Source organism: Caulobacter sp. GW822-FHT07D08 (assembly GCF_058798735.1).
Genome location: NZ_JBXAKU010000010.1, coordinates 148,439 through 172,910, shown reverse-complemented (window position 1 = coordinate 172,910; position 24,472 = coordinate 148,439). Strand labels below are relative to the sequence as shown.

Genomic DNA, 24,472 nt, shown 5'->3' with positions numbered 1-24,472 from the left:
GCTAGGGACGAGGCGATGGGCCGCCGCCTCCCAAAAAAAGTTCACGCCAGTGTCACGGCGTCGTCGTCAGGCGGCAGCGCGGCTCAGGATGAGGTCGCCGTTCGGGGCCTTGAGAACGGTGAGGCCGAAAGCCGCCGCCAGCCCGTTGGCCAGCTCGTCCGCGCCGGTCACGCGGAAGGCCCCCGAGACCCGCAGCGCGCCGACGGACGGGTCGGCCAGGCGGATCTTGCGGCTGTTGTAGCGGTTGGCGATCGCGGCCACCGCCGACAGCGGCGTCTGGTCGAAACTGCGCAGGCCCGAGGGCCACTGGGCCTCGACCCGGGAGGCGGGCCGGATGTTCACCGACGACAGATTGGGTCCGAACAGCACCTCGCGCCCGGCCGGCAGGCTGGCGCTGGCCGGCAGCAGCCGGGCCGCGGCGCCGGCGAGCCGCGGTTGGCCCGACAGCACGGTGACGGCGAGGTTGCCCTGCGGCGCGAGCGCCAGATCGAAGGCGGCGCCCTGGCCGTCGAGCTGGGCGCCGTCGGCCTCGATCCGCAGGGCCCCGACCGCGACGATCCGCGCCCGCCCGTGATCCAGCCGCACGACCTGGCGGCCGCCGCGGGTGACGGCGGTGGCGGCGCTGTCGGTGTCCAGAACGATGGAGGAGCCGTCGGCCAGCTTGACCGCGCGAATCTGACCCAGGCCCGTGGCGTAGTGGGTCTCGGCCTGGCCGCCGCGCCAGACGACCAGCGACAGGACGGCGGCGGCGATCACGCAGGCGGCCAGGGCCCCGGTGATCTTGTAGAGCGGGATGCGATCCTGCATGCGATGTGAGCGATGGCGCATCTCGGGGCGGCGCGACTGGGCCAGGACGCCGGCCGCGTCGAACTGGCGTTCGAGCTCCTCATAGGCCTGGCGATTGGCTGGATCGGCGCGCCAGGCGTCGAAGGCGGCGCGATGGGTCAGGGCGCCGGGACCGCGCATGCGCGCGAACCATTGGGCGGCCTCCTGGTCCCTGGCCTTGTCCTGCTGGCTCATACGCCCCCTTCCCTGTTCAGCGCTTGGACAAGGCGCGCTTGAGGTGCGCCGCGGCCTTGGCCATCTGCTTTTCGATTCCGCTCACGCTCATGCCCAGCGCCTCGGCGATCTCGCCGTAGCTCTCTCCGTCCAGCCGATGGCGCAGGAAGACCTCCCGCGTCTTGGGCTTCATGGCGCCGACCGCCGCTTCGTAGCGCGCCAGGGTTTGGCGCGCCACCAGGAGTTGATGTGGATCGCCCTCCTCGGCCGCGTGGCGGTCGGGCTGCAGCTCGGCGTGGCTCCGCTCGATCCGCCGGGCGAAGCTCTTCGACCGGTCGCGCAGCAGGTTCCAGATGATGCCCTTCATGTAGGACTCGGGATTGGTGAGGGTCTGGCGGTCGGCCGCGCCGGTCAGGCGCAGGAAGACCTCCTGGACGATGTCGCCGGCCTCTTCGCGGCTGTAGCGCCGGGTCAGGAGCCGCAAGAGCCGTGGGGCCTGGCTGCGGAACAGGCGCTCGACGTCGCCGCCCCGCGCCGGGATGGGGGCGGGCGTGTCGGTCGGGGCCGGACGCGGCTCTACCAGGAGGTCGCTCATCGTCGATCCTCCCCTCGCCGCCCAGCGGCGGGCGTCGTCACCGACCCGCCCTCAAGATCGTGGCCACCGGCCATGGTTCGCCTCCGTGCTGAGGCGCCGCCCGACGAGGGTCGGGTCGTCCTTGAGACCATGGCTTGAGTGGCAAGGCGCGCGTCGTCGTCGACGCCAGCGGCGCAGGCACACCGGTCGCGCCGGGGTGACGCCCGGGCGCGAAGCGGCTCTATCAAGCGAGGTTCTCACGCCTCGGTGTCGCGCTTTCAGCGACACGGGCAGAGTCTAAGACGGCGGATTCGGGGTTGCAAGCCAGGGGGCTTGCGGCGGCGCTCAGCTCAGGCGGGTGAGCGCCGAGCGGGCGTTGCGGGCGCGACCCGCGGCCTGGACGAGCACCGGCTTGACCTGATGGTCTTGCGCCAGGCCCAGACGCACGCAGGTGACGCCGCGCGCGCCGGCCCCGCCCGGGTGGGGCGAGAACACGGCGGGTGCGGCGGCCAGGGCCCTGGCCTGGTCCTCGGGCGAAAGCCTGACCATCGCCACGCCGGGATCCACCCCCAGAGCGGCGAAAACCTTGTCGCCGATCAGGAACTCGATCGTTCCCAGGCGCGAGGCCAGGCGGGCGTTCATTTGGCCAAGGGCGAGCGAGCGGAAGGTGTCGGGCGTCATGGGGCGGGATCCGCAGGTTTCCCGCCGTGCGATGCCATAGACTTTGGGCCGCGCCAAGTCGGTCGGCGCGGGGCTGGGCTTACCGACGCGGCTACCAGCCGTCCTCGGGATCGGCGCCTTCCAGGGGCGTGCCGCCCGCCTCGGTGCGGAAGATATAAGGGCAGTTCCTCAGCCGCAGCAGGGTGTCGCTATAGCCCAGGGCCTGTAGGCCGCCGGCGATCTTGGGGTACTTCTTGACCTTGATCTTGTTGTGCTCGGGCTTGAAGAGGTCGATGAGCGCCGCCTCGAGCTCGGTCGTCACCGCCGCTTCGTGACCATGCGCCCATCGGCGCCGGAATGCCTGCCAGCGCGGATCGGCCGGATCGTCGGGGTGGCGGAAGATCCTCACATGAGGCGGATCGGGTGCGTCCTCGTCGGGCCCGTCGCGCATGCCGACAAGCTCCTCCAGCTCTACGACCTCCAGAGCGAGGATGGTGATTTCCAGCGACGGTTGGGTGTGGTCGACGCCCCGGACTTTCTCGTTGATGAGAATCTCGAGATAGCGGCGATGGGCGGCCAGCCGCTCCCAGAGGCTCTGGTCGTAGGCCTTGCCGATATAGTGGATCTCGAACTCCATGAACCGTTCGGGGTCGCCGGCGAAGGGGACCCTCAGATCGTGGGCCAGCGCCTCGAACAGCAGCTTTTGCGGGCTCCACCAGGCCCGCAGGCGCTTGTCGCGGTCCAAAAGCTTGATGCTTCCGGCCCGGTCCCAGGGCGGCGGGGCTTCCTCGGCGTCATGGTGGAAGCCGCATTCGAGCAATATCGGCTCACCGGGGTCGAAGAGCCCCAGGCGCAGCGGATCGATGATCCCCTTCACCGGCGGGCCCCGGCCGTCGTTGATCTCAAACCTGATGTCGCCGTCCTCGTCGCGCACCCGATCGAACCAGAGGATCGGGCGCTGGGCGATGATGTAGACCGTCGCGTCCTGCAGGCGTTCGCGCACCGCCGCTTCGGTCTTGAGCTGGTTGAACTCCCAGGCCGACACCGGCGGATAAGGGATTTGCGCGACGATCCGCGCCGCCTTCATCCATTCCCGATCGCCGCCTTCCGGCGCGGCGGGGGCGGAACTTGGATCAAGGGGCATCGACGAGGTTCCGAGCCTTGAGTGAAAGGGATGGGACGCGGCGGCGGGACTTGAACCCGCGACCTCCCTGCCCATAGTCTGGCGTGTCACCGTCCAGTCCATGTCGAAAACAGGGGCTCTATCCTGGCTGAGCTACGCCGCGTCAGGGAGGAGGACTAGGCTCTAGTCCTCCTCGGTGGCCACGAGGGTGAGCTTGGGCTTGGGCGCGCCCTTGCGGGCGGCCTTGGCCTTGTTGATCGCCACCCGCTCGGCGATGTCGGCGATCTTCTCCTCGGCGAAGGGCTTGGCCGCGGCGATCAGGCCGTCCAGGTGGTAGACATTGATCTTGCTGCCGGTCGGGGTCTCGCGCCGCTCCTCGCGCTGGACATAGCCGGCCTTCTCCAGGGCCGCGATCCGCCGCTGCACCGTGCGCGGGTCCAGGTTCATGGCCTGGGCGATCGTGCCCTTGGACGGATAGGGCTTGCCCTCGGCCTTCCACCACTTGGACGCCAGGTGCATCAGGATGTTGACGTCGACGGCGTCGAGGCCCAGCTGGCGCTGGTTCTCGATGATCACGGTGGGGAACACCGTGTAGCCCGCCTCGATCAGCGGTTTGGACCACTTCTTCTCGTTCGTGCGCAGGTCCGCGTCGGCGGCCTTGCCCTTTTCCTTGGCGCTCATCGCTTCGGCTCCGGTTGGTCACATCGATATGAGCCCGGGCCGGGCCCGGCGCAACTTCGAGGGGGAGGCGCGGGCGTCTCCCGGCTGCGGGAATCTGGGAATGAGCGACAGGGCATGCAGCTCCAACGGGATGCAGCATGGCGGCAATCTGCTTGGTCGGGCGTGGGGGTCTCCCGCCGGGGAGGCGGTCCCGCCTGGGGGCCGGGCGACGACAGGGTCTCCCCCGGGAGGCGTTGGCGCCTCGGGGTGGGCGCGGGAAATCGGCCGCCGGGCGAGCTTTGCGGTGATGCTACGGCGAAATCGTGCGGATTTCAATCCATCCGGAAGGGCTCGGCGGGGGCCTTCGCGCTTGCCAGGACTCGGGTGGACCCCAATATTGCCAAGTTGAAAGAGGCGGCTTGCGGATCGGCGACGGCAAGCGGGCCTTTTTACTTGAACTTAAAGGCCGAAAGGCTATTTATAAGGGGTCACGGGCCGCCACACGATCCACCTCCGGGTGGAGTGCAAAAGGGCGGTCCTTCTCGTTTGAGATGGCGCTTCCTCCCTTTACAAAGCCGCACGCCACGCCCAGCGATTGGGTGGCGCATCTGCGCGCCCGCGGACTCGTGGTGCCTCGGCCCAATGTCGCCGCCCGCAAGATCGAGCGGGTCGGTTATGAGCGGCTGCGCATCTACTTCATCGCTCGCCGCCAGACTCATCTGGCGGGAAAGCCCTTTCGAGCCGGCACGACCTACAACCAGATTCTGAATCTCTATGATTGCGATCGCCGTCTGCGGGCGATCTGCTTTGATGCCTGCGGCGATTTCGAGCTGGCCTTCCGCAACAGCATGTCCGAGGCGTTGACCCGCGCTCACGGCAGCCATCCCCACAAAGCCGAGGACGCCTTCAAGGACGGCGCGTCACGGCGTGTCGCGCTCGACCAGCTGTCGACGCTCTATGCCAAGTCCAGGGACGCGCGCGCCCACAACTACATGGCCAAGTACGGTGATCCGGTGCTTCCCCCGTTCTGGACCATGAAGGAGTTCTTGACCTTCGGGGCCGCGGTGCGGTTCTACGCCCTGCTGTCCAATGCGATAAAGACCGCCGTGGCCCAGGACTTCGGCATGCCCACGCACGAGGTTCTCACCAACTGGTTGGAATGCCTGGTCGATCTGCGGAACGTCTGCGCCCACCACGATCGGCTGTTCAATCGGATCTTCCAGAAGCAACCCAGCCGCCTGCGCCGCCAGAACCTGCCGACGGCGCCGGTCAACAAGCTGAAGGCCCGGTTGGAGTGCCTGGATCACCTGCTGACCAGCCGGGGGCTGGCCGGCGGCCGGGTCGCCGCGGTGCAGGCGCTGCTGACCCGCTATCCGGACGTCCAACCTGCCGAGGTCGGCTATTGAGAGACCGGACGGGCGTCGCCGCCTGGCGGCGGCCGGGCTCTAGGCGGCGGGCCGCCCCAAGCCCCGCGCGCGGGTCTTGGCCCTTCGGGTTGCGATCCCTGACGCGGACGTTGGAGCGGGGTCAGCGTCTGAGGCGGTACGCCACGGCGGCGGCCGTCACCTGCAGCAGCAGCCGCGCCTCGTCGCGGCTGTAGACGTGCGCGCTGAGCGCGCCGCCGTCGTCGTGGTGCGCCAGCTGAGTGGCGTGGCGGGCGGACGCCAACAGCAGCTCGATCCTCTCGGGAAACGACAGGGTCTTGGCGTCGACCGGGGTCTTGAGCTTGGACTGGGGGCCAAGCTTGAGCCGTTCATAGGCGAGCCGGCAGGCGCCGACGCAGTTTTGATAGTCGCCGGTGTGAAAGGCCTTTTCGGCGATGTGGAGCTGGCGCGCGATAGAGTCGTCGTCCGTTGCGCCGAGCGAGAGCGGCAAGCTGGTTTCAAGGAGGATCACCCCCAGAGCGCCCGCGCCCTTGAGCTGCGCGATCCAGTCCGACTGCGCGACCGTGTGATAGCCGTCGCCCTGCAGGGTCGAGTGACCGACTGGGTCGTCGATCAGGCCGCCGACGCCGAAGGCCTGCACCTGCAGCGCCAGCGCCCCGCCGTCGCGCAGGTCCTCGAGCGCCAATAGCTGGCGCGGGGCGAGCTGGGCCTGGAAGTCGAGCGGGCGCTTGGCGTTGCCGTCGGCCTGCGCGAACCAGGTCGGCGCGCTGACCTGAAGCGTCGCCAGGCGCACGCGGTTCTGTCCGCGCGGATGGACGAAGAGCTCCAGGCCGTCAATGCGGATCCAACGCGGCGTCGCGGCTTGACCCGAAAAGGCGCCGGCCTTGGTCGGCGCGATGGTCGTCATCAGCAAAAGATCGAACGCGCCGACCGCCGGACGAAGGCCGACCGCCCGCACGCCCAGCTCCGCGACCCTGTTGTGCTCCAGCATGAGGTCCATCGGATCGCCCTACCCCGCGTCCGCCGCCCGTCGTAGCGCCGCCAGGCGCTGGTCGCAGACCGCCCGCACCAGCCCGATCAGCTGCTCGGCGCTGACCTTCAGGTGCTCCAGTTCGGCCTGGGTGATGTGAAAGCTGTCCTGGTTGTAGCGGGCGTCGACATAGGCGCGCTTGAGCTTGCCGAACGGCTTGCGCGCAGCGCGGGTGTCGCGCGGCCAGACCGGGATCAGCGACGGCGCCTTGGCCTCGGCCTGGGAGCGCAGGAACAGGATGTTGTGCGAGCGCGGGGCGTAGAAACCGGTCAGCAGCAGGACGGCGATATAAGCGGCCTCAACGGCCTGGTGCAGGTTGAAGGCGGCCTTGTGCGGCCAGTCCAATTGGTCGCCTTTGGAGATCTGGAAGATCGCCGTTTCGAACGACGTCTGGATCGTGTCGAAGATCTTGCGATAGTACTTTTCGCCCAGGTCCAGTTCGGCCCGGGGCGTCAGGGGCTGGGGTGGGTGGAAGGCATGGCCGGGCACCTCGTAAAGGACGACGCCCTGCTCGATGACCTCCCGAAAAAAGTACTGGCCCGCGTCGAGGGCGGCGTTGATCTCGCCAAGATCGTGGATGATCAGGTTGACGATCCGGCCGATCGACGGGTCGTGGGCGATCTTCTCCTCGGTCTCGTACCAGTAGTCGGCTGTGTCGGTCAGCTTCTCGTCGCTGACCACCACCAGGATGTCGAAGTCGGACAGGTAGCCGTTGTGCGGTTCGTCGACGAAGTCGCCGCGCGCGTAGCTGCCAAACAGGATGATCTTGTAGATCTTGGCCCCGCGCCGCCAGGGCTGGGTGCCGCCGGCCACGGCCTGCTCGAAGCCGGCCAGCAGGTGGCCGACGATCTTGTCCAGCTCCCGGTGCTGGCGGTCGGGCAGGTAGTCGAGATTCGATTTCATCGCCGGTGAGTCTGGCGTCCCCGTCCAGGCGTCACAAGCAAAAGTGACGGTCCGCGCTGTCAGCCGTCCAGGATCTGGGCCTCGAGGTCTTCAATCTCGCGGACCAACCGTGAATTGGTCCCGACCGTGTCGATGAACTCGGCCTGAATCGACGCCAAGGCCGCGTCCTGGTCGACGTCCTCGCCCGCCTTCAGGCGCGCGGCGCAAGCCTGCAAGGCCAGCGAGAGCCTGGGGGCGGCGCGGCGGGAGATGGTGTTGACCAGATCGGCGAGCTCGTCCGATCGGGGATGCGCCGCGATGAAGGTCGCCTGCGGGACCACGAGGGCGGGCATATCCACCAGCTCGGCGGCGGCCGCCAAGGCGTCGGGGCTGATGAGGGTGTCCGACAGGCTCAGGACCACGGCGCAGGCCTCCGAGCAGAGTCGGCCGGGCGTGAGCGGATCATCGGTCTCCGGCACGTAGTCCAGCGGCTGGGCCAAGGCCTCGATCGCCTCGGGCGTCAGATCCTTGATCTGCTGCAGCTTGACCCGTGAGGCGTATCTGCGGCCCAGCTCCGAGGTGACCTCCGCCCAGACGTCCGTCGCCGACGGCGGCGCGAGGCGGCGGCGCACCAAGGCGCCGTCGATTTCAAAGCCGATGAACGTCTCGGATCCGGAGCGGTAGCGGGCGATGGGTCGCGCCTGCAGCATGATCGCGCGCAGGCCGACCTGCATCCAGGTGAGCCGGGTCACGGCCAGGCTGGCATGTCCGAAGACGCCGCCCTCGGTGCTGGCGGCGATCTTGGGATCCCCCGACTCCAGGAGAACGTCGCCGGGACGCAAGGGCTTGGCCTTGATGATCGACATGGAGGTCCTTGATCCGACGTGTCGCCGATCGATCAGCCGCTCCGGGAGTTGAGAAGGCGCTTGATAGTCACCCGCCAGCGTCTTTAGCCGAAGCCTGGACATAACGCTGGCCTCCCGGGCGAGCCCCGATGGGGCGGGGCCAGGATCGGAAACGACGAGGTTTAGGCGGGGCCGGGCGGCCTGCCAATACCGGAGAATCTCAAGGGTGGGCCGGGACCCGCCCAGCCTGGGGAAAGGCAAAGGGAGGGATCCGTCTGCGCGCCGATCGGGCGCGAGCAGACGAGGTTTGTCCGATGCCGTCTTCTTCCTGGAGCGCCGAGCGGGTCACCGCCCTGAAGACCCTGTGGCTGGCGGGCCGCTCCGCCGCCGAGATCGCCAAGGCCCTGGGCGGGGTGACCCGCAACGCCGTGATCGGAAAGGTCCACCGCCTGGGCCTGGCCGGGCGCATGGAGCCGTCGGCTCCGCGCCGGACCCGGGCCGAACGGCCAAGGACGTCGGCCCTGCGCCGGCCGTCGCCGTCCAGGCCCCCTCCCCCTCCCCCGCCGGCCGCCCCGGCCGTACGGACGCGAACGCCCCAGGCCGCGCCGGTCGAGGCGGTCGCGCGCGTCTTCGATGGGGCGGCGCTGACGGCGCGGATCTGCCATTGGCCGGTGGGCGATCCCAAGGCGGCGGGCTTCGGCTATTGCGGCGCGGCGGTCATCGGCAAGGGGCCCTATTGCCCGGGCCACCACGCGGTCGCCTATCCGGTCCGCCTGCAGCTCAAGGCCGACCCCTGCGCGGGGACGGCGCGGCGAGGTCGTTCGGGCGCGGCGGGGGGCTGGTGACCGTCCTGGCGGCGGCGGGAGACCGCCCTGGGCTCCAGCGACCTCGCCACCGGCCGGCTCCGGCCGCAAGGGACGCTGCGCTCAAAGCCCTTGCGACCGGGACCGGTCCGTCGGCGCGGAAGGCGGTCGGGAGCCCACGGGCTCGCTCCCGACCCTCTTGAAGGACTGGTCCCATGACCGCCACCGCCCCTGCCCTCCTCACCGGCCCGCTCACCGCCCTGGAGGCCCAGGCCCTGAGCCTGGACGACCCTCGGCCGCACCCGCCCGAGGACGCCCTTGTTCAGCTGGGTCACTGCGTGATGACCGAGCTGCTCGACCTCTTGGCCGACACCGCCCTGGAGGATTTCCAGACGACCCTGGCCGAGACCCTGATCGGCGCCTTCCATTCGGCCGCCCAGCGGATCGAGCGGGAGGCCGACCGCGCCCGGGACGACTTGCAGCGCCAGGTCCGCGACTTCAACGGCTCGGAGGTGGCCGACACCGACCTGCAGGAGGCCACCCAGCGCACGCGCGCGGCCGACGTCGCCGTCCAGGCCGTCGAGTTGATCCGCGACGCGGCCGCCCAGGCCTACGCCCTGGCCACCGGCGAGGCCTGGCAACCCTGGCGCGGCAGCGTCAAGGCCTCGCGCCTGTCGGCGGCCCAGGTCGAGGCCCGCGAAGCGATCCGCGCCATGCGGGCCCGCCGGCATCGCGCCGTCGATCCGGGCGCCGTGGTGGTGGGCTTCCGCGCGGCCCCTCAGGCCGACACCGCCGTCGACGCCGGGCGCATCTTCGACGCCCTCAACTGGGCGCGCCAGACCTGGCCCGACATGGCCCTGGCCGTCACCGGCGCGCGCGGCGGCGAGAAGCTCGCCCAGAAATGGGCCCGCTCGCACGGCGTCACCACGGTGCTGGCCAGGGCCGACTTCGACCGCAACGGCCGGGCCGCGCCGTTCCGGGCCAATGACGAGCTGCTGGAGCTGGAGCCGGTCTGCGTCCTGACCCTGGCCAATTCACTGGACGCCGCGCGGGGGGCGGCGCTCAAGCCGTTCGGTCCGGCCCTCAACCTGGCTCAGAAGGCCGCTGAACGCGGGATCCGCTGCGTGGCGGTGCGCCTGAGGGCCTGACGGCGCGGGCGCGGCGGTCTTGCTCCGTCGCGCCCTCTTTTGTGCGGCTCGCGGGCCGGCGTTCGTCCCTGGTAAAAGATCAGGGTTGAAAACCCGCCGTCCTGCGCTTTTTCTCTCGCACCGACGCGCCGGCGGCGTTTTGCGCCCGCGGCTTCGGACAAAGGACCTCAAGACTTGGCCAATTCCCCGCCCGACAGCCGCGCGCCCAACCCGATCGACCTGCATGTCGGCGCCCGCGTGCGCACCCGCCGCAAGGTGGCCGGCGTCAGCCAGGAACAGCTGGCCGCCGGACTGAAGCTCACTTTCCAGCAGGTGCAGAAGTACGAGCGCGGCGCCAATCGCATCAGCGCTTCCAAGCTCTACGAGACCGCCGGCGTCCTGAAGGTGCCGATCGCCTACTTCTTCGAAGGCCTCGCCGATCCGGTCGACTGCGCCGCCGACCCCGCCCGCGGCGCGGCGGACCGGACGCTCAACGCCTTCCTCGCCACGCCGGAGGGTCTCGAACTGGCCGAGAAGTTCGCCAAGATCGGGCGAGGTCGGGTTCGCCGGCAGATCCTGGACCTGGTCCGGGCCATGGCGGAGGACGACGCCCCCAGCGCAGGGTGAGCGCCGTCCTTGCCGTGCCCCGGGACGGCGTCGCGCCCGGCGGAATAAAGCCCGAACGAACCGCGAGATCTTGCGGCCTCGGCCGGGTTGGACCCCAAGCTTAGCGGTTGGCGATTCGTTCCTTCGCCTCGCGACAACCCGCCCGGCGCCCCCACGGGGGCGGACGGTCGGCGCCCCTGCCCGTTCGGAGTTGTATCGGCCGGCGCCGTCAGCGCCCGACCGACGACCTGTCGCCTGTTGAAGTCGCCAGCCGCTGACGGCGTCTTGCGCGAGGCGGCGCGCCCGCGACACGCGCGCTTGGGGTTGGGGCGTTCGGCGCCTGGATGTCGCGGGCTCCCTCGCGCCCGGGGGCCGGTGTGTCCTGAATCTTGCCGATGCTGGGCGTGGAGGCGGCGGCGAGCGCCGGCCCGCCTGCGCCGACCGCGCCGAACCGGACGAAACGCGCGGCGCGCGGCTTGGCCGATCAGCACCTTGATCAGCAGGTCATTCGTCTTGGCCGGAGAGACCCGGTGGCGAGCGGACCCGCGCGATCGGTCACGCCATCCCTAGGGCGGGGCGGTCCGGGTCAAAGCCGACCTCGCGCGCGAGGCGCGGCCGGCGGAGCCTCCGGCCTTCCTCCGCTGCGCGGCGTGCAGCCCGGTGTCCACCGTCCGCGGGCTTTGGCCCGGACCTTCGTCCCCGCCCTGCCAGGACGCGTGATCGCGGCAGGGACCGCGAGCCGCCGGGGCCCTTCCCGGCGGAAGACGGAGAAAGACCATGCTCAACAAGGTTCAACTGATCGGCTTCACCGGCGCGGACGCTGAAATTCGCGCCACCTCGGGCGGCAAGGCCCTGGCGGTCCTGCGGGTCGCCACCAGCCGCTACACCAAGAAGAACGGCGAGCGTCAGGACTTCACCACCTGGCACCAGGTCGAGATCTGGAGCCCCGCGACGGTCAAGTGGCTCTCCTCGCGTCCCCTGCCCAAGGGCTCGAAGGTCTATGTCGAGGGCGAGATCCGCAACGAGCACTACACCGACAAGGACGGCCAGGAACGCTACTTCACCAAGGTGGTGGTCGCTGGGCCGGGTCACGAGCTGAAGTCGCTCGACCGGCCCGAAAGCAACCCGGAGTCGGACGAGGAAGCTTAGGGCCGACGCGCCTGCCCCGGGGGCGACCCCGGGGCAGGTAACACGCGGTTGGCGTAACGCACATTTATAGCCTACAAATGTGCGTCACCCAGACTCGGCTATTTTCGTGGAGAACGGGCTTTGATGGACGCCCCGATCGAGGCGCTGTTCCTGGCCCTGGCTCGGGCCGAGGACAGCGTGAGCCGACTCGACGCGCGCGCCCAGACCTGCCCCTTCGCCGAGGGCTGGGCCGCGCGTGTCGACTTCATCGAGGCCAACGGCTGGGGCTGGGTCAGCGGCGAGATCGTCGACATGGAGGACCTGGTCCTGCACGACGCCCAGATGGATGCGCGCCTTCCCGACCAGGCTCTGCGCGCGACGTACGGTCTCGTGCGGGCCCGGCGCCGAGCGCGCGGCGCAGGCCCAGAGCTGCAGACCGCCCATGGAGCGGTCTGGCTGGCGGGCCATCGCAGCGAGGCGCCGCTTTTGGTCCCCTCCCCGATCGACCCCGACGAGGTTGGGCCCAGCCCCGGCGCGGAAACCCGCGACCTGGTCGGCGAACTCGTCCACCAGGTTCGAACCCTCAGCCGGGGCGAGACGGCCGATCCGGTCGAGGCGGTGGAGGAGTGGGTCCAGTGGACCCGCCGCCTCCCCGATCGCGCCCCGGCCTTGCTGCGCGCGGCCACGGCGCTGGAGGGCTGGCGCCTGGTCAATCCCCTGCCCCGCCAGAACTTCGTTGGCGGGGTGTTGGTGGCCCAGGCTCTAAGGCTGTCGTGCCGCACGCGCTCATGCCTGCTGGCCTTCGAGGCGCCGCGTCGGATCTACCTGCAGCCAGCGCGCGGTTTCGTCGCCGCCCCGATCGCGGCCCGCCTGGCCTACTGGCTGAAGATCATGGCCGTCGGAGCCGAAGCGGGCCTGGGCGAGATGAAGCGTCTGGATCTGGCCCGCCAGGTGGTGCTCAAGCGCGTCGGCGAGCGCAGGGCCAACGACCGCTCGGCCGATCTCGTCGACCTACTGCTGGCCAGACCCCTGGTCAGCGCGCCTATGGCGGCCGAGCACCTGGGCGTCGCCGGCCATACGGCCCGGCGGCTGCTGACGAACCTGGGCGCGTCGGTGATGGAAGTCAGCGGTCGCTCGCGCTATCGCGCCTGGCGGCTGTGACGCTGCGGTTCACCCAAGTGGGCAAATGGGGAAGTTCCCATTTGGGCGTCTGGGGTGTTGCGCGGCCCGGCGAAGCAGTTCAGCTCAAGGCGTGGTCTTACCCTCTTGGGGGCTTGCCCAGACCCCTCTTCCCATCAGGGCAAGAGGGCAAATCCCCATTTGGGTATTTTGCCCAAACCGGGAAGTTCCCTTCAGCCCATTTGCGAACTTGGGCGTCTGGGTTAGAGTGGTCATCACCAAATGGGGTCTGGGTTTAGTCCACGCTTGCCCATCTGAGTTGAAGGTGTTGTGCGAATTTGAGCAAGTGGGTTTCTGTGGAAAAGTGGTTTTCCACATGCCCCCAGAACCCCATTTACCCACTTGGGTTAAAACCCTGTTCACCAATTGCCCATAACCTTATTTGGGCAAGAGGGGACTTGGGTAGAAGCTCAAGACCCCATTTGCCCAGTTGCCCATTGCCTCAGAAGGGAACTTCCCCATGGCGGTCATCAGCGTGTGTTCGACGAAGGGCGGGGTGGGCAAGACCACCCTGGTCATGTGCCTGGCCGACGCCTTCGCCCGGCAGGGCGGCTCGGTGGCCATCGTCGATGGGGATCCCAACGGCCACGTCGCCAGCTGGCGCGAACGCGCCGGCGACGACTGCAAGGTCACCGTCATCAGCGAGGCCAATGAGACCAAGATCCAGGACGTCATCGCCAACGCCGCCAGCGAGTACGCCCTGGTTTTCGTGGACCTAGAAGGCGCGGCCTCCCAGGCGGTCACCTACGCCATCGCCGAGAGCGACATGGTCCTGATCCCGACCAAAATCTCGGGCATGGACCTGCAGGAGGTCTACCGCACCTATGAGGTGGTCAAGCGCGCCGAGAAGATGCTCAAGCGCGGCATCCCCGCGCGCGTCGTGTTTAGCCAGATGAACCCGCTCTATAGCCGCGTGGCCGGCCATGCCCGCCAGGAGATCCGCGACAATGACATTCCGGTGCTCAACACCGAGGTCATCCAGCGCGCCGCCTACCAGCAGATCCACTTCACGGGCATGACGCCCAGCGCGCCCGGCGGCGAGCCCAAGGCCGCCAAGGAGATCGCCGCCGTGCTGGCCGAGCTGCTCGAGGCGCTCGCCCGCCAGGCCGAAGCGGCCTGATAGGGGAGGGGAGACCATGACCGACAAGACCGCCCGCCCGATCTTCCAGCCCGCGCCGCGCCCGCAGCGCATTAACGACGCCGGAACCGCCGAGGCCCTGCGAAAGGCCACCGAGGACCTGGGCTTCAACCGCACGACCAGCGCGCCCGCGAGCGCGGCCGAACCGGCGCTCGCACCGGTCGCCAGGGTCGAACCGGCGCTGTCGGCGCCCGCGTCCGCGCCGGCCTCGGCGTCGAATCCCGCCCCGAAGGTCGCGGCCGCAGCGCCGGCCCCGCGCGCAGCGCCCAAGCCCAAGGCGGTCAAGCCCGCCCCGGCGAGCAACTTCTCCGAGCGAGAGACCTCGCTCAAGTTCGTGATCGACGACGAGCTATCGACCGCTCTGAAGCTGGACGCGGTCAAGCGAAGGGTGACGGTGAAGTTCCTGGTGCTGGAGGCCTTGGCCGAGAAGGGCTACCCGATCGACCTGGCCACGCTCCAGGAAGACGGGCGTCGGGCGCGGAAATAGGCAAAAGGGCAAATGGGGCTTTGCCCTTTTGCCCTTTGGGTGACTTGGGTGGTTGCGGCGAAAGGCCTGCGGCCATCGCGCGCGCGGCGTCACGGGGACGAATCGCGGTACGCCAGATGATCGTGAGAGTAGGGCAGGGCGCATGACGGCCCCCAAGGACCGCAACAACCAGTTCGACCTCTTCATCCCGCTGATGCGGGATCTCTCGCTGAAGGATCAGCGCGAGACGATGGAGCGGCCGTTCTTCTCGCTGCAGAAGCGCAAGCGCCTTAAGCCGATCGAGTACGCCAGCCAGGATGGCGAGGTCACGGTGAAGGTCGAGGCGATGCCGGCCTATGGCATGGCCACGATCTGGGACGCCGACGTCCTGATCTGGGCGGCGAGCGCGCTCAACCGGATGAAGGCCGATGGCAAGAACGACGTGCCGCGCACGCTGCGCGTCACCGCCTACGATCTGCTGCGCACGATCCAACGCGATACCGGCGGCAAGGGCTATGCCGACCTGAAGGCCGCGCTTGATCGGCTCGCGACCACCTCGATCAGCACGACCATCCGGGGCCCGAAGAAGGGTCGTGAAGCCCGGTTCAGCTGGCTCGACGAGTGGCGGGTGGAAACCGACGAACACGACAAGCCGGTCGCGCTTCGCATCGTGCTGTCCAACTGGGTCTGGGAAGGGATCATGACCGAGAAGTCGGTCCTGACCATGCATCCGGACTATTTCCAGATCTCCGGCGGGCTCGAGCGCATCATCTACCGCATCGCGCGCAAGCACGCGGGCGACCAGGACGACGGCTGGACCTGCCGCGTCAGCCTGCTGCACGAGAAGAGCGGATCCGACAGCGCGCCCAAGGAGTTCGCGCGCATGCTGCGCAAGATCGTCGAGGCCAACGATCTGCCCGAATACGACATGGCCTACACGACGGCCGGCGACGGCTCCCAGGCGGTCCGGTTCATCCGGCGATCGGTCGTTGAACGGGTCCAGGTGCAGGCCGAGCTGGAGGCCGAGGACGCCGCGCGGCGCCGCCGGGAGCGGGAGGATCGCCGCGCCGACGAGGTGGATGGTCTGGTCGACCCGTGGGCCAAGCGGCGCGTGAAGTCCGGCGACGCCTAACGGACTATCACACACCGTGCTCGCCGATTCCTTTTGAAATCAAACTCTTGCCTGAACGCTTTAAAGTGTATCGAACCCTTCCAGTGACGGGGTTTCACCCACCGGAGTCGCGCCCGGCGCCCGCCAAATTGGTAAATAGCCGGTTAAAATCCGAGCCTGAGGGCGATTTTGGAGTCCCTTTCTCCCTTTCGAGCCGATCGGGAGGTCCTTCGGGGTTTCGCCCACCGGCCGCCACTCCGCCCATCGGGGTTTCACACACCGCCGGGGGCGCCGAGCGTCGGGGTTTCACACACCGCCAGGCCGCCAACAGGGCAGGGTGGGCCCGCGCTTCGGGGTTTCACACACCGCCGAGCGTCCGAGGTGTCCAAAACCCCGACAATCCGGGCTCCCGCATCGAAAAACGATCACGACTTTCGGGGTTTCGCCCACCGGAGAAGATTCCGCGACCTTCGGGGGATCACACACCGCCGAGACGCTTGCTCTAGCTGTGGACAGCTGCGGGGGATCACACACCCAAGGTCCGGGGGAACGCCCACCGCACTCTCGGGGGATCAGACACCCAGTGACGGTCTATCGCACACCCGGGCTTCTCATAAGTCGTTGTAAGCAAACACGAACTTGGCCCCCGGGAGCCCCTTAACTTATCTAACTTCTTCCATAACAATATCTCTAACGGCGCAGCTGAGGCGCCGCCGGGAGAAACAGGGCCAAAAAGACGGCCCTGATCCCCCCGCTTGGAGAAGACAGTGAGGCGCGGGGGAACACCCACCGTCCCGACGCCGGCGAGCAACCCTATAGTTCTCGGGAATTGCGGCGTCCGGCGGCGACGTGAAAGTCTGGACCCATGCATCGGGGCCTTCGCATCGCCATGCTCGGCTTGATCCCCACGCCCGTGGCCCTGGCCCAGGCGCTGCAGCCCGCGCCGCTCATCCTCTTCAACGACACGCCTAGCGAACCGACGGGCCTCTACCTGCGATCCTCGGACGCGCCGGCCGTGGGGACGATCATCGCCTTTCGGCCGCCGGCGGCGGCTTGGCCCTATGTCGGAGAGGCCCTGCCCGCGCGCGCGCGCACCAGCATCCTCAAGACCATCCGGGCCGGGCAGGGCGATCAGGTCTGCGCCGAGCGCCACGTTCTGGCCATTAAAGGCCATCCCGTGGCGCGGATCGCGCGCGCCGACCGCCAGGGCCGGACGCTGCCGGGATGGAGCGGATGCCGTAGGCTTGGCGAGGGGGAATACTTCGTCCTCTCCACCCGCATCCCTAACAGCTTCGACAGTCGCTACTACGGTCCAGTGCGGCGCGGCGACATCCTGGCGGTCTATACGCCCTTGCTGGCCCCTCCTGGGCCGCCGAGCGCCTCATGACGCACCCTGGGGCCAGGATCATGAGGCTGCTTGTCGAGGGGGCCGTCCTGGCGGCCGCGCCGGACCTTGGGTGGGCCCAGCAAGCCGCCTCGTCGGTTGGGAGCGATCTTGGCCGTCTGCGCGTCCTCGTCGAGGCGCCCGGCGCGCGTGACGCCATCGCTCGGGTGACCCTGGCCGAGGCCGCGGGGCAGGGTGACAGCGGCCTAGCCGCCGTGATCCATACGATCCTCAATCGCCTGGCCTCGCGGGCCTGGGGCGACAGCGTCGACCAGGTGGTCAACGCCCGCCGCCAATTCGAGCCGGTGACGCGCGCGGGCGGCGACTGGCGGGGGTTGCCGGCGGCGCGGCCGTCGGAACGCGCCCGGATCGACACCATCCTGAACCTCGCCCTGGAGGGGCGTCTGCCCGATCTGACCGGCGGGGCGCTCTACTTCCAGAACCCCCGGATCGTCGCCGCGCGCGCCGCCGCGGGGACCGTGTCGGCGCGCCTGGTCAATTTCGGTGGGGCCACGCCCAGCGTGGTGATCGGCGACCACGCGTTCTATGTCGGCCAAGCGCCCGCCGCCGCCGCGCCGCCGACCGACAGGGTCCCCCAGGCGGGCGGGTCGATTTTCCCGAACGAGAGCCAAAGCATCGGGGCGGCGGATGTGGCCGGTTCGGGGCCGTCCGACGCGGCGCTTCACCCTGGAGCGCGCGGCCTCTTCGTGCTGCCGGACGGTCGGATCGTCGAGGACCCCGCGCGAACCCAGCCGCCCCCGCGCTGAGCCGGGGGCAGGCCTTGGCCGCTGACGGTCCCTGAGCGCTCGCGGCGCGAGGACCGACCGATCGGGACCTGGTCGACGGCTTTTTCCGCCGGTTGTGATGGCCACCGGATCTCGCGGCGCCCTTCGCCAAGCTCGCCCGTCACCCAGCCCGTCAACCCGCTGGCGCGGGTTCCCCTGGGGCGCGCGAGGCGCGCCCGGCGGTGACAGGCCGGGACCCGACGGGCGCGGCGGGGCCAGGCGCTCGCTGGGAGCGTCGTCTGGAGTCCAAGACCATGACTTTCTCGCGCATCGAAATCCTCATCGTGGCCGTCGGCCTGAAGCTGTCGGTGGCCATCGGCTTCGTGGCCCTGCTCGGGCTCGTCGCCTCTTTGTTTCTCGGACGGACCACAGGGGCCGCGCTGACGGGCGTCTGCGGCTGCGGCCTGGCGATGGCGCTCGTGGCGGGCCTCTATCTCGCCGCCTGCCAGGCCGTCGTCGCGAAACTCCGGAAAGGGGAGGGGGCCTAGCGCCCCCAATCCTTGACGCGAGCCCTCCGGGACGCAGCCTGCGGCGAGTGCACCCCAACGGATGGGCTCCGCTCGCTTGCCTCCCCGGGCCGACGCTGCGCGGCCGGTCCCGGTCGGCGCGCGTCCGGCGGAGGGCCCGCCTCGCTGGCGAGCGCCTTGACGGCGCTCGTCGCCGTCGACTGGCGACGGCGCGGCTTCGGCTACTGAGCCTGGGGGCGCCTCTTCCAAGTTTGTCATGTCACCCAGCCCGTCAACCCGCTGCGCGGGTTCCCCTACGCCGGCGCGGGCGCCGGCTTCGGTGACGGGCCGGGGCCCGACATGCCGTGAGGGACAAAGGCGCTCGAAGGGAGCGTCGATCCGGAGATCGTCCCATGACCTATTCGACGTTGTCGCATCTGAGCTGGCTCGACCGTGACCTGGCCGAGGGCCACATCGCTTCGGGCCAGCCGCGGTACAGCTGTTACCTGAGGCTGACGACCGGCGGGTTCATCCGCCGCTGGAGCGACCGTCGCAGCCAGGCCCTGGCGATGCACGCGGCGGCGGTCGCGACACCGGACATGGACTGCGTGATCACCTTCGACCACATCGCGATCGACCACCTGGGGGTGGACTTCCGGCCGACCGGCAAGAGCGGAGAGCAGCTGAGGATCGAATGCGACGAGGCCCTGGAGCGGATGTATCACCGCTGGGCGGCGGAGGAGGGCCTTGGCTGAGACGGGGGCGTCAGCCCCCTTTTTTGCGCCCGCGGGCCGGACCCGTCGGCGAAGCCGCGTCGCCGTCGAGCACGGCCCTGGTCAGGGCGTCGAAATCGGGAAGCGGCGGCGGCGTCCCACCCGGCAGGGCGTGGATCGCCAAGCCCAGGGTGTCGGCCAAGGCCTTGCGGTCGCGGGGGCGGCTGACCCGCCGGTCGAGCACGTCGATCAGACGCGCCATCAGCGCCGCGCCCTGGCCGTCGCCATCGGCCCGCGCCTCGGCCAGCAGAGCGCCGCCCAGCACGATTTTGGCGCGGGTCTCGCGCTTGCGCTCGGTCTGGTCGAGAAGCGCCTCCAGGCGCTCGACCCGCGCCTTCCAGACCGTCAGCCGGCGCTCGTCGTCCTCGATCTGGTCAAGCCGCGTCACATGGCCCCGATGGCGCGGCAGGCCGCCTGACAGATTGGCCAACGCGGTCTTGGCGCGATGTTCGCGGTCGGCCAACTGGACGGCGAGGTTGTGAAGACGGCGCGCTCTGGCGGCCTCGGACTCGGGCGGGCGACGGCGCGCTCTTCTCGGCTTGAGGGCTGGGGTCATGGGACGGCGGCGGCTTGCACTAGGGACGCAAGGAGCGTAACCCTATCTCGTCATTAGTGACAAGGGCGCAGTTATGCATTGCAGTGCAATGCCTGCGGCCGGGAAACCCGGCGGCCCGTCTCCGGACCCGATCGCGGGTCTCGACGGGCGTCGTGCCAAGGGGCCAGCCCCTTAGCGATCCGGCCCGCTGCGCGGGAGTTGTCGGGGCGCTCCGCGCCCTTGGCGGGAGCATGATCGGGTGGCCCAGTACCGGCTGGAGGTGAAGGCGATCAAACGCAGCGACGGCCGTTCGGCCGTGGCCGCCGCGGCCTATCGCGCCGCCGCCAGGCTCCTCGACGAGCGCCTGGAGATGGTCTTCGACTACACCGGCAAGGGCGGGGTGGCGTTCACGGGGGTGATGGCGCCAGACGACGCGCCGGCGGCCTTGCTGGAGCGCGAAAGTCTGTGGAACGCCGCCGAGGCGGCCGATCGGCGGGCCGACTCGCGAACGGCGCGCGAGGTCCTGATCTCGCTGCCGCACGAGCTGACGGACGCGCAACGTCATGCGCTGGTCAGGGCCTTCGTCAGCGAAAGCCTGGTCGGTCGGGGCATGATCGCCGACTATGGAATCCACTATCCGGACGCGCACGGCGACGAGCGCAATCATCACGCCCATATCCTGGTGACGACCCGGCGCGTGGGCCCCGACGGCTTCGGCTTCAAGGCGCGCGAATGGGACAACCCCGACGCGGTGAAGGCCCTTCGTCTGGAATGGGAGCAGATTCAGAACCTGCATCTGCGCCAGCATCTGGGTCCCGAGGCCCCGCAGGTGACCAGCCACAGCCTGGGCGACCAGGGTCATGACGCCGAGCCGACCATCCATCTGGGCCCGGCGGCCTCCGGGATGGAACGTCGCGGCGAGGGCTCCGACCGGGGCGACATCAACCGAAGGATTCGGACGCGCAACCAGGAGCGGGGGCAGCGGCCCGCCCAGATCCGCGACCTCGAGGACAGGCTCGCCGCCGGCCGGCCGCGGCAGGCCTATCCGATCGACGCGGTGATCCGCGAATTTGAAACCATCCATCAGACCATGATCCGCGAGCGGGAGGGCTGGGCCCGCGAGCATGCTCGGGCCTCGTCGCCGGTGGAGGTCCCGAGCGGTCGCGCGGTCGTGGCCGAGGTTCTAGGCGATGCGCTCGCCCGGCGCGCGACGGCCTCGCGGCGTCTGGACTGGACTCAGGAACGGATCGAACGGGGCCGGGCGCAGCGTCAGACGCTCCTTCGCTGGATCCGCAACCCGGCTCGCATGATCTGGGCCGCGCACGCCGAACTCAACGCCCTGGATCGCGCCAGGGCGGTTCAGCGCCGCGCCGAGGTCGAGCTGGCGGTTCGGGAAAACTGGCTGCGCAGCCCGGCCGGCCGCGCCTATGTCGCCTCGCGCCTGGATCCGGCCAAGCACGCCGCGGCCGATGCGCGGCGTGAGGCGCGCACCCTGGAACGGAAGATCAAGCGCGCCGACCGGCGTATCGAGGCGGTCGCGCGCACCCGGGTCAAGCTGCTGGTCGCCCGGGAATTGGGCCACGACCAGATGGTCGCGCCGACCCGCATGGACCTGGGGGGGGGGCAGGCGGTGCGCGAGGTTGATCGCCGCGTGGTCGATGTCGTCAAGGCGCACGCGCCGCTCGCCCAGGAGCGGGCGCTGGGCAAGGTGATGGCGCTGGTCCAGGGCAAGATCCCGGGGATTGGGCCCGATCGCTGAGCAGCGCCTTAGGTCGGCGCCGTTCGCATGGCCAGCACCCAGTCGCGCAGTTTGCCGCGATCGATCGCCTCGACCGGATAGGCGCGCGCCTGGCGCATGTCGTCGGTTCCTGGCGACAGCTCGGTAGTCGTGACGATCAGGCCGGAGCCGGCCTTCTCCCAGAGCACGTCGGCATAGACTGACTTGAGCAGGGTCTTGCCGATCTTTCGTTTCTCACGCTTGCATTGGACGATGATCAGAGGCGGAAGGCTCGGATTGTCGTCCTTGGGGAAGACGCGGACGTCGATGCCGTCGTCGTTGCGGCCTGGCCCGAGCTCGGCGCGAAAGCCCTGCTTCTCGAAGTGCTCGGCGGTCAGCGCCTCGAACTGGCGCCAATGGACGTCGTCGATCTCCTCGTCGAAGTTGCGGGCGATATAGTCGATGAAGCGCTGGTCGAAGAACTTGCCGTACAGCGTGTCCAGGTTTTCGCTCTTGAACAGGTCCTCCAGCTGGCGCGTATCGGCCCAGTCGGTGCGGCGGATGCTCGTCCAGGGATCCACCTGCTGACTGGCGTCGATCCCGCGCAGGTAGGCCATGGCGACGTCGAGCCCGGGCGCGCCGAACGTCTCGGCCGCGCGCTTCATGAACGGGGTCGGGTCCAGGCCGCTGGCTGGGGCCGGCGCGGACAGGGCCGCGTCCATCCATTCCACCAGCATCTCGCCGATCGGGGCGGTGAGCTTGCCGCGGACAGGATCGGCCTTGTACCGATGATAGACCCCGCCCACCGGCGGCAGGACCGTCGGGGTGGCCACGTATCCGACCTTGTAGAGCAGATAGGTGGCCGCCTCCTGATAGGTCGTCGACTCCACGCGCATCATGCGCGCGTCGGGCCACAGAAGCCGCTCGGCCAGTTTGGCGTCGTACGCCTTGAGCATCGCGGCGGTCCGGGCGCGCGAGAGCGCCAGGCCGGCCTTGAAGCCGACGACTTCGGCCAGGCTGTCGGCCAGGTCGTGGTTGTTCATCCAGATGCCGCCCATCGAGGTCTCCTGCGCGCCGCCTCCGGACCTTAGCGGGCCAGGAACCGGTTGGCGCAAGCACCCCGACCCCGGAGAAATGCGGAATTGGCCCGCCGCGCCCCGTAGGTTCTGCTGGCCGCATGACCATGTCCGCCAAGGCCCGCTGGCTCGCGCCTCTAAGCCTGTTGCTGGCGTTGATCGGGCTTTGGGCCGCGACCCAGACGGCGGGCCATCTCTTCGCCTATCCCAGACCGTTCGGGGCGGGGTGGGGCGAACTTGGTCCGATCAGGATCTATGCGCCGTGGTCGATCCTGTCCTGGTACGGGCGTTGGGCTGCGCGGTACCCGCAGGCCTTCGACCAGGCCGCCCTCGTCGGGCTCTGCGTCTTCGTCTGGCCGATCCTGCTCATCGCCGGGTTGACGCGGCGGTTCGTCGCCAGGCCCAAGCCGTTCGGCGCGGCCGCCTGGGGCGGCGTCGCGGAAGCCAGGGCCGCGGGCCTGCTCAATGGCGAGCGGCTTACCGGCCGGGTGCTGGGACGGCTGAAGGGCAAGCTCCTGACCTTCACCGGCGTAGAGCATTGCATCCTGGTGGGCGCTTCACGTTCGGGGAAGGGCGCGGGCCACGTGGTGACGACCGAGACGGCCTGGGGCGAGAGCCAGTTCACCTACGACCGCAAGGGCGAGCTTTGGCACATCACCGCCGATCATCGCCGCAAGTTCTCCCACACCTTCTATTTCGCCCCCACCGACCCCAACACAGCCCGCTGGAATCCGCTCTTCGAGGTCCGCAAGGGGCCCATGGAGATCGCCGACATCCAGAACATCGTCGGGATTCTCGTCGATCCCATCGGCCTCAAGCAGGGCAATCTCGACTTCTTCGACCAGAGCGCGGCCAACTTCTTCACCGGCGTGATCCTTCACGCGCTCTACACCGCGCCCGACGAGCTGAAGAACCTGACCTACGTTCGAAGGCTGCTGATCGACATCAACGCAACCTTGGACGCCATGCTGGGAACCAAGCATCGCTGGCGCCCCGACCCACGCGCCGCCGACGGCCTGGCGCGCGACCCCGACGGCGAGCCGATCGCCGAGGTGCATCCGGAGGTCTGGCTGGGGGCGACGGCGTTTCGCAGCATGGAGCCCCGGGTGCGCTCCAGCGTCCTGGCCACGGCGCAGAAGTCGCTGGCCTTGTGGGCCGATCCCCTGGTCTCGCACGCCACGTCGTGGTCGGACTTCTGCATCGGCGATCTGGTCTGCGCGCCGGCGCCCGTCAGCTTCTACCTGATCACGCCCCAGGCCCACGCCGACCGCCTGGCGTTCCTGGTGCGGGTGATGCTGCGCCAGAGCCTCAACAGTCTGATGGAGACCATCGACGCCGACAGCCGCGGCCGCAAGAAGCGCCACCGGCTGCTGATGATGCTGGACGAGTTCCCAAAGCTGGGCGCTTTGCCGTTCCTGGAGAACGCCCTGGGCGAGATGGCCGGCTACGGCGTCACCGCCCACCTGATCTGCCAGTCGTTTAACGACGTGTTCAAGCACTACGGCGTGCACACCTCGATCTTCGACAACTGCCACATCACCGCCGCCTTCGCGACTTCGGAGCCGACCAGCATCGAGCGGATCATCAAGCGGGCGGGGCGGTCCCTGGAAATGCGCGAGAGCTTCAGCGATCCAAGACTGATGTTCGCCAAGGGACACCGCAGCCGCAACCAGGCCGAGGTGGAACGTTATGTTCTGGCCGAGCAGGATGTGCGGGCCCTGCCGGGCGGCAAGCAGTTCCTGTTCGTCAACAACGCCAAGCCCTTCCTGGCCGACAAGATCCGCTTCTGGGAAGAACCGTTGTTCTCGGTCCACTGCCGCGACTTTTTTCACGGAGAAAAGGCCGGGTTCGTCCAGACGCCCGAGACCCTGGACGTTCCAGGAAAGCCCCCAATCGACTGGCTGAGCGTGCGCGCCATCGAGGAATACGCCCCGCCCATGCGCGGCACCGATGTCGCCATGACTCTCGCCTGCGCGGACGGGCTCAGCATCCTCGACCTCGTCTACAACGAGGAGGACTAGGCGTGACGTCTTCGTCCCA

General features: G+C 69.1%; 25 protein-coding genes and 1 tRNA gene. 15 read left to right on the top strand and 11 right to left on the bottom strand.

From position 1 onward, the window contains the following. Nucleotides 1–66 precede the first annotated feature (66 nt). The 6 genes from AC1RJ9_RS18980 to AC1RJ9_RS18955 form a co-directional block, all read right to left on the bottom strand. Complete coding sequence (locus AC1RJ9_RS18980; RefSeq protein ID WP_492086071.1) at nucleotides 67–1,020, bottom strand: FecR family protein; 954 nt, start codon at nucleotides 1,018–1,020, stop codon at nucleotides 67–69. Between the two features lie 16 nt (nucleotides 1,021–1,036). Then, nucleotides 1,037–1,594 carry an RNA polymerase sigma factor gene (locus tag AC1RJ9_RS18975; RefSeq protein WP_492086072.1) on the bottom strand — a complete coding sequence of 186 codons (558 nt, stop codon included), beginning with the start codon at nucleotides 1,592–1,594 and terminating at the stop codon, nucleotides 1,037–1,039. A gap of 324 nt (nucleotides 1,595–1,918) precedes the next feature. After that, the gene (locus AC1RJ9_RS18970) at nucleotides 1,919–2,254 is read right to left on the bottom strand and encodes a hypothetical protein (protein WP_492086073.1); all 336 of its coding nucleotides are present in this window, start codon (nucleotides 2,252–2,254) and stop codon (nucleotides 1,919–1,921) included. Nucleotides 2,255–2,345: 91 nt separating this feature from the next. Next, a complete protein-coding gene (locus tag AC1RJ9_RS18965; protein ID WP_492086074.1) occupies nucleotides 2,346–3,377 on the bottom strand; it encodes a hypothetical protein in 1,032 nt (343 codons plus the stop codon). A 35-nt stretch (nucleotides 3,378–3,412) separates the two neighbouring features. Then, nucleotides 3,413–3,519, bottom strand: a tRNA-OTHER gene (locus AC1RJ9_RS18960). A 20-nt stretch (nucleotides 3,520–3,539) separates the two neighbouring features. Next, nucleotides 3,540–4,037, bottom strand: coding sequence for a helix-turn-helix domain-containing protein (locus tag AC1RJ9_RS18955; protein ID WP_492086075.1), 498 nt, complete (start codon nucleotides 4,035–4,037; stop codon nucleotides 3,540–3,542). A 608-nt stretch (nucleotides 4,038–4,645) separates the two neighbouring features. On the opposite strand from AC1RJ9_RS18955, the gene AC1RJ9_RS18950 reads away from it, so the two are divergent. Next, nucleotides 4,646–5,422, top strand: a complete 777-nt coding sequence (locus tag AC1RJ9_RS18950; protein ID WP_492086076.1) for an Abi family protein — start codon at nucleotides 4,646–4,648, stop codon at nucleotides 5,420–5,422. Between the two features lie 121 nt (nucleotides 5,423–5,543). Here the strand turns inward: AC1RJ9_RS18950 and AC1RJ9_RS18945 are convergent, their stop codons facing one another. The 3 genes from AC1RJ9_RS18945 to AC1RJ9_RS18935 are packed head-to-tail and all read right to left on the bottom strand — an operon-like array spanning nucleotide 5,544 to nucleotide 8,179. Beyond that, on the bottom strand, nucleotides 5,544–6,401 hold the full coding sequence (locus tag AC1RJ9_RS18945; protein WP_492086077.1) for a hypothetical protein: 858 nt from the start codon (nucleotides 6,399–6,401) through the stop codon (nucleotides 5,544–5,546). Between the two features lie 9 nt (nucleotides 6,402–6,410). Further along, nucleotides 6,411–7,334: a HEPN domain-containing protein gene (locus AC1RJ9_RS18940; protein ID WP_492086078.1), complete on the bottom strand. Its 924-nt coding sequence runs from the start codon at nucleotides 7,332–7,334 to the stop codon at nucleotides 6,411–6,413. A gap of 59 nt (nucleotides 7,335–7,393) precedes the next feature. Further along, a complete protein-coding gene (locus AC1RJ9_RS18935) occupies nucleotides 7,394–8,179 on the bottom strand; it encodes a hypothetical protein (protein ID WP_492086079.1) in 786 nt (261 codons plus the stop codon). A 293-nt stretch (nucleotides 8,180–8,472) separates the two neighbouring features. On the opposite strand from AC1RJ9_RS18935, the gene AC1RJ9_RS18930 reads away from it, so the two are divergent. The 12 genes from AC1RJ9_RS18930 (at nucleotide 8,473) to AC1RJ9_RS18875 (ending at nucleotide 19,086) form a co-directional block, all read left to right on the top strand. Beyond that, nucleotides 8,473–9,003 carry a GcrA family cell cycle regulator gene (locus AC1RJ9_RS18930; protein ID WP_492086080.1) on the top strand — a complete coding sequence of 177 codons (531 nt, stop codon included), beginning with the start codon at nucleotides 8,473–8,475 and terminating at the stop codon, nucleotides 9,001–9,003. 173 nt (nucleotides 9,004–9,176) lie between these two features. Continuing rightward, complete coding sequence (locus AC1RJ9_RS18925) at nucleotides 9,177–10,109, top strand: DUF2493 domain-containing protein (RefSeq protein ID WP_492086081.1); 933 nt, start codon at nucleotides 9,177–9,179, stop codon at nucleotides 10,107–10,109. 174 nt (nucleotides 10,110–10,283) lie between these two features. Further along, nucleotides 10,284–10,715 (top strand): helix-turn-helix domain-containing protein, encoded by a 432-nt coding sequence (locus AC1RJ9_RS18920; RefSeq protein ID WP_492086082.1) that lies wholly within the window; start codon nucleotides 10,284–10,286, stop codon nucleotides 10,713–10,715. A gap of 756 nt (nucleotides 10,716–11,471) precedes the next feature. Then, nucleotides 11,472–11,843, top strand: coding sequence for a single-stranded DNA-binding protein (locus tag AC1RJ9_RS18915; RefSeq protein WP_492086083.1), 372 nt, complete (start codon nucleotides 11,472–11,474; stop codon nucleotides 11,841–11,843). 123 nt (nucleotides 11,844–11,966) lie between these two features. After that, a complete protein-coding gene (locus AC1RJ9_RS18910; protein WP_492086084.1) occupies nucleotides 11,967–12,983 on the top strand; it encodes a DUF1612 domain-containing protein in 1,017 nt (338 codons plus the stop codon). Between the two features lie 478 nt (nucleotides 12,984–13,461). Continuing rightward, nucleotides 13,462–14,121, top strand: a complete 660-nt coding sequence (locus AC1RJ9_RS18905; RefSeq protein ID WP_492086085.1) for an AAA family ATPase — start codon at nucleotides 13,462–13,464, stop codon at nucleotides 14,119–14,121. A 16-nt stretch (nucleotides 14,122–14,137) separates the two neighbouring features. After that, a complete protein-coding gene (locus AC1RJ9_RS18900; protein ID WP_492086086.1) occupies nucleotides 14,138–14,626 on the top strand; it encodes a hypothetical protein in 489 nt (162 codons plus the stop codon). A gap of 142 nt (nucleotides 14,627–14,768) precedes the next feature. Continuing rightward, nucleotides 14,769–15,737, top strand: a complete 969-nt coding sequence (locus AC1RJ9_RS18895) for a replication initiator protein A (protein WP_492086087.1) — start codon at nucleotides 14,769–14,771, stop codon at nucleotides 15,735–15,737. 844 nt (nucleotides 15,738–16,581) lie between these two features. Continuing rightward, nucleotides 16,582–17,103, top strand: coding sequence for a S26 family signal peptidase (locus AC1RJ9_RS18890; RefSeq protein ID WP_492086088.1), 522 nt, complete (start codon nucleotides 16,582–16,584; stop codon nucleotides 17,101–17,103). Nucleotides 17,104–17,123: 20 nt separating this feature from the next. Further along, nucleotides 17,124–17,867, top strand: a complete 744-nt coding sequence (locus tag AC1RJ9_RS18885; protein ID WP_492086089.1) for a cell wall hydrolase — start codon at nucleotides 17,124–17,126, stop codon at nucleotides 17,865–17,867. 272 nt (nucleotides 17,868–18,139) lie between these two features. Further along, on the top strand, nucleotides 18,140–18,373 hold the full coding sequence (locus AC1RJ9_RS18880; protein WP_492086090.1) for a hypothetical protein: 234 nt from the start codon (nucleotides 18,140–18,142) through the stop codon (nucleotides 18,371–18,373). Nucleotides 18,374–18,744: 371 nt separating this feature from the next. Beyond that, complete coding sequence (locus AC1RJ9_RS18875) at nucleotides 18,745–19,086, top strand: hypothetical protein (protein WP_492086091.1); 342 nt, start codon at nucleotides 18,745–18,747, stop codon at nucleotides 19,084–19,086. Between the two features lie 10 nt (nucleotides 19,087–19,096). On the opposite strand, the gene AC1RJ9_RS18870 is transcribed toward AC1RJ9_RS18875, so the two are convergent. Further along, nucleotides 19,097–19,660, bottom strand: coding sequence for a hypothetical protein (locus tag AC1RJ9_RS18870; protein WP_492086092.1), 564 nt, complete (start codon nucleotides 19,658–19,660; stop codon nucleotides 19,097–19,099). A gap of 238 nt (nucleotides 19,661–19,898) precedes the next feature. Between AC1RJ9_RS18870 and mobQ the strand changes: the two genes are divergently transcribed. Continuing rightward, on the top strand, nucleotides 19,899–21,398 hold the full coding sequence (gene mobQ, locus AC1RJ9_RS18865) for a MobQ family relaxase (protein ID WP_492086093.1): 1,500 nt from the start codon (nucleotides 19,899–19,901) through the stop codon (nucleotides 21,396–21,398). An 8-nt stretch (nucleotides 21,399–21,406) separates the two neighbouring features. Here mobQ and AC1RJ9_RS18860 read toward each other — a convergent pair whose 3' ends face one another. Next, on the bottom strand, nucleotides 21,407–22,414 hold the full coding sequence (locus AC1RJ9_RS18860; RefSeq protein ID WP_492086094.1) for a restriction endonuclease: 1,008 nt from the start codon (nucleotides 22,412–22,414) through the stop codon (nucleotides 21,407–21,409). 119 nt (nucleotides 22,415–22,533) lie between these two features. Here AC1RJ9_RS18860 and AC1RJ9_RS18855 point away from each other — a divergent pair, with 119 nt between their 5' ends. After that, nucleotides 22,534–24,453, top strand: a complete 1,920-nt coding sequence (locus AC1RJ9_RS18855) for a type IV secretory system conjugative DNA transfer family protein (protein ID WP_492838728.1) — start codon at nucleotides 22,534–22,536, stop codon at nucleotides 24,451–24,453. The last annotated feature ends 19 nt before the right edge of the window (nucleotides 24,454–24,472 follow it).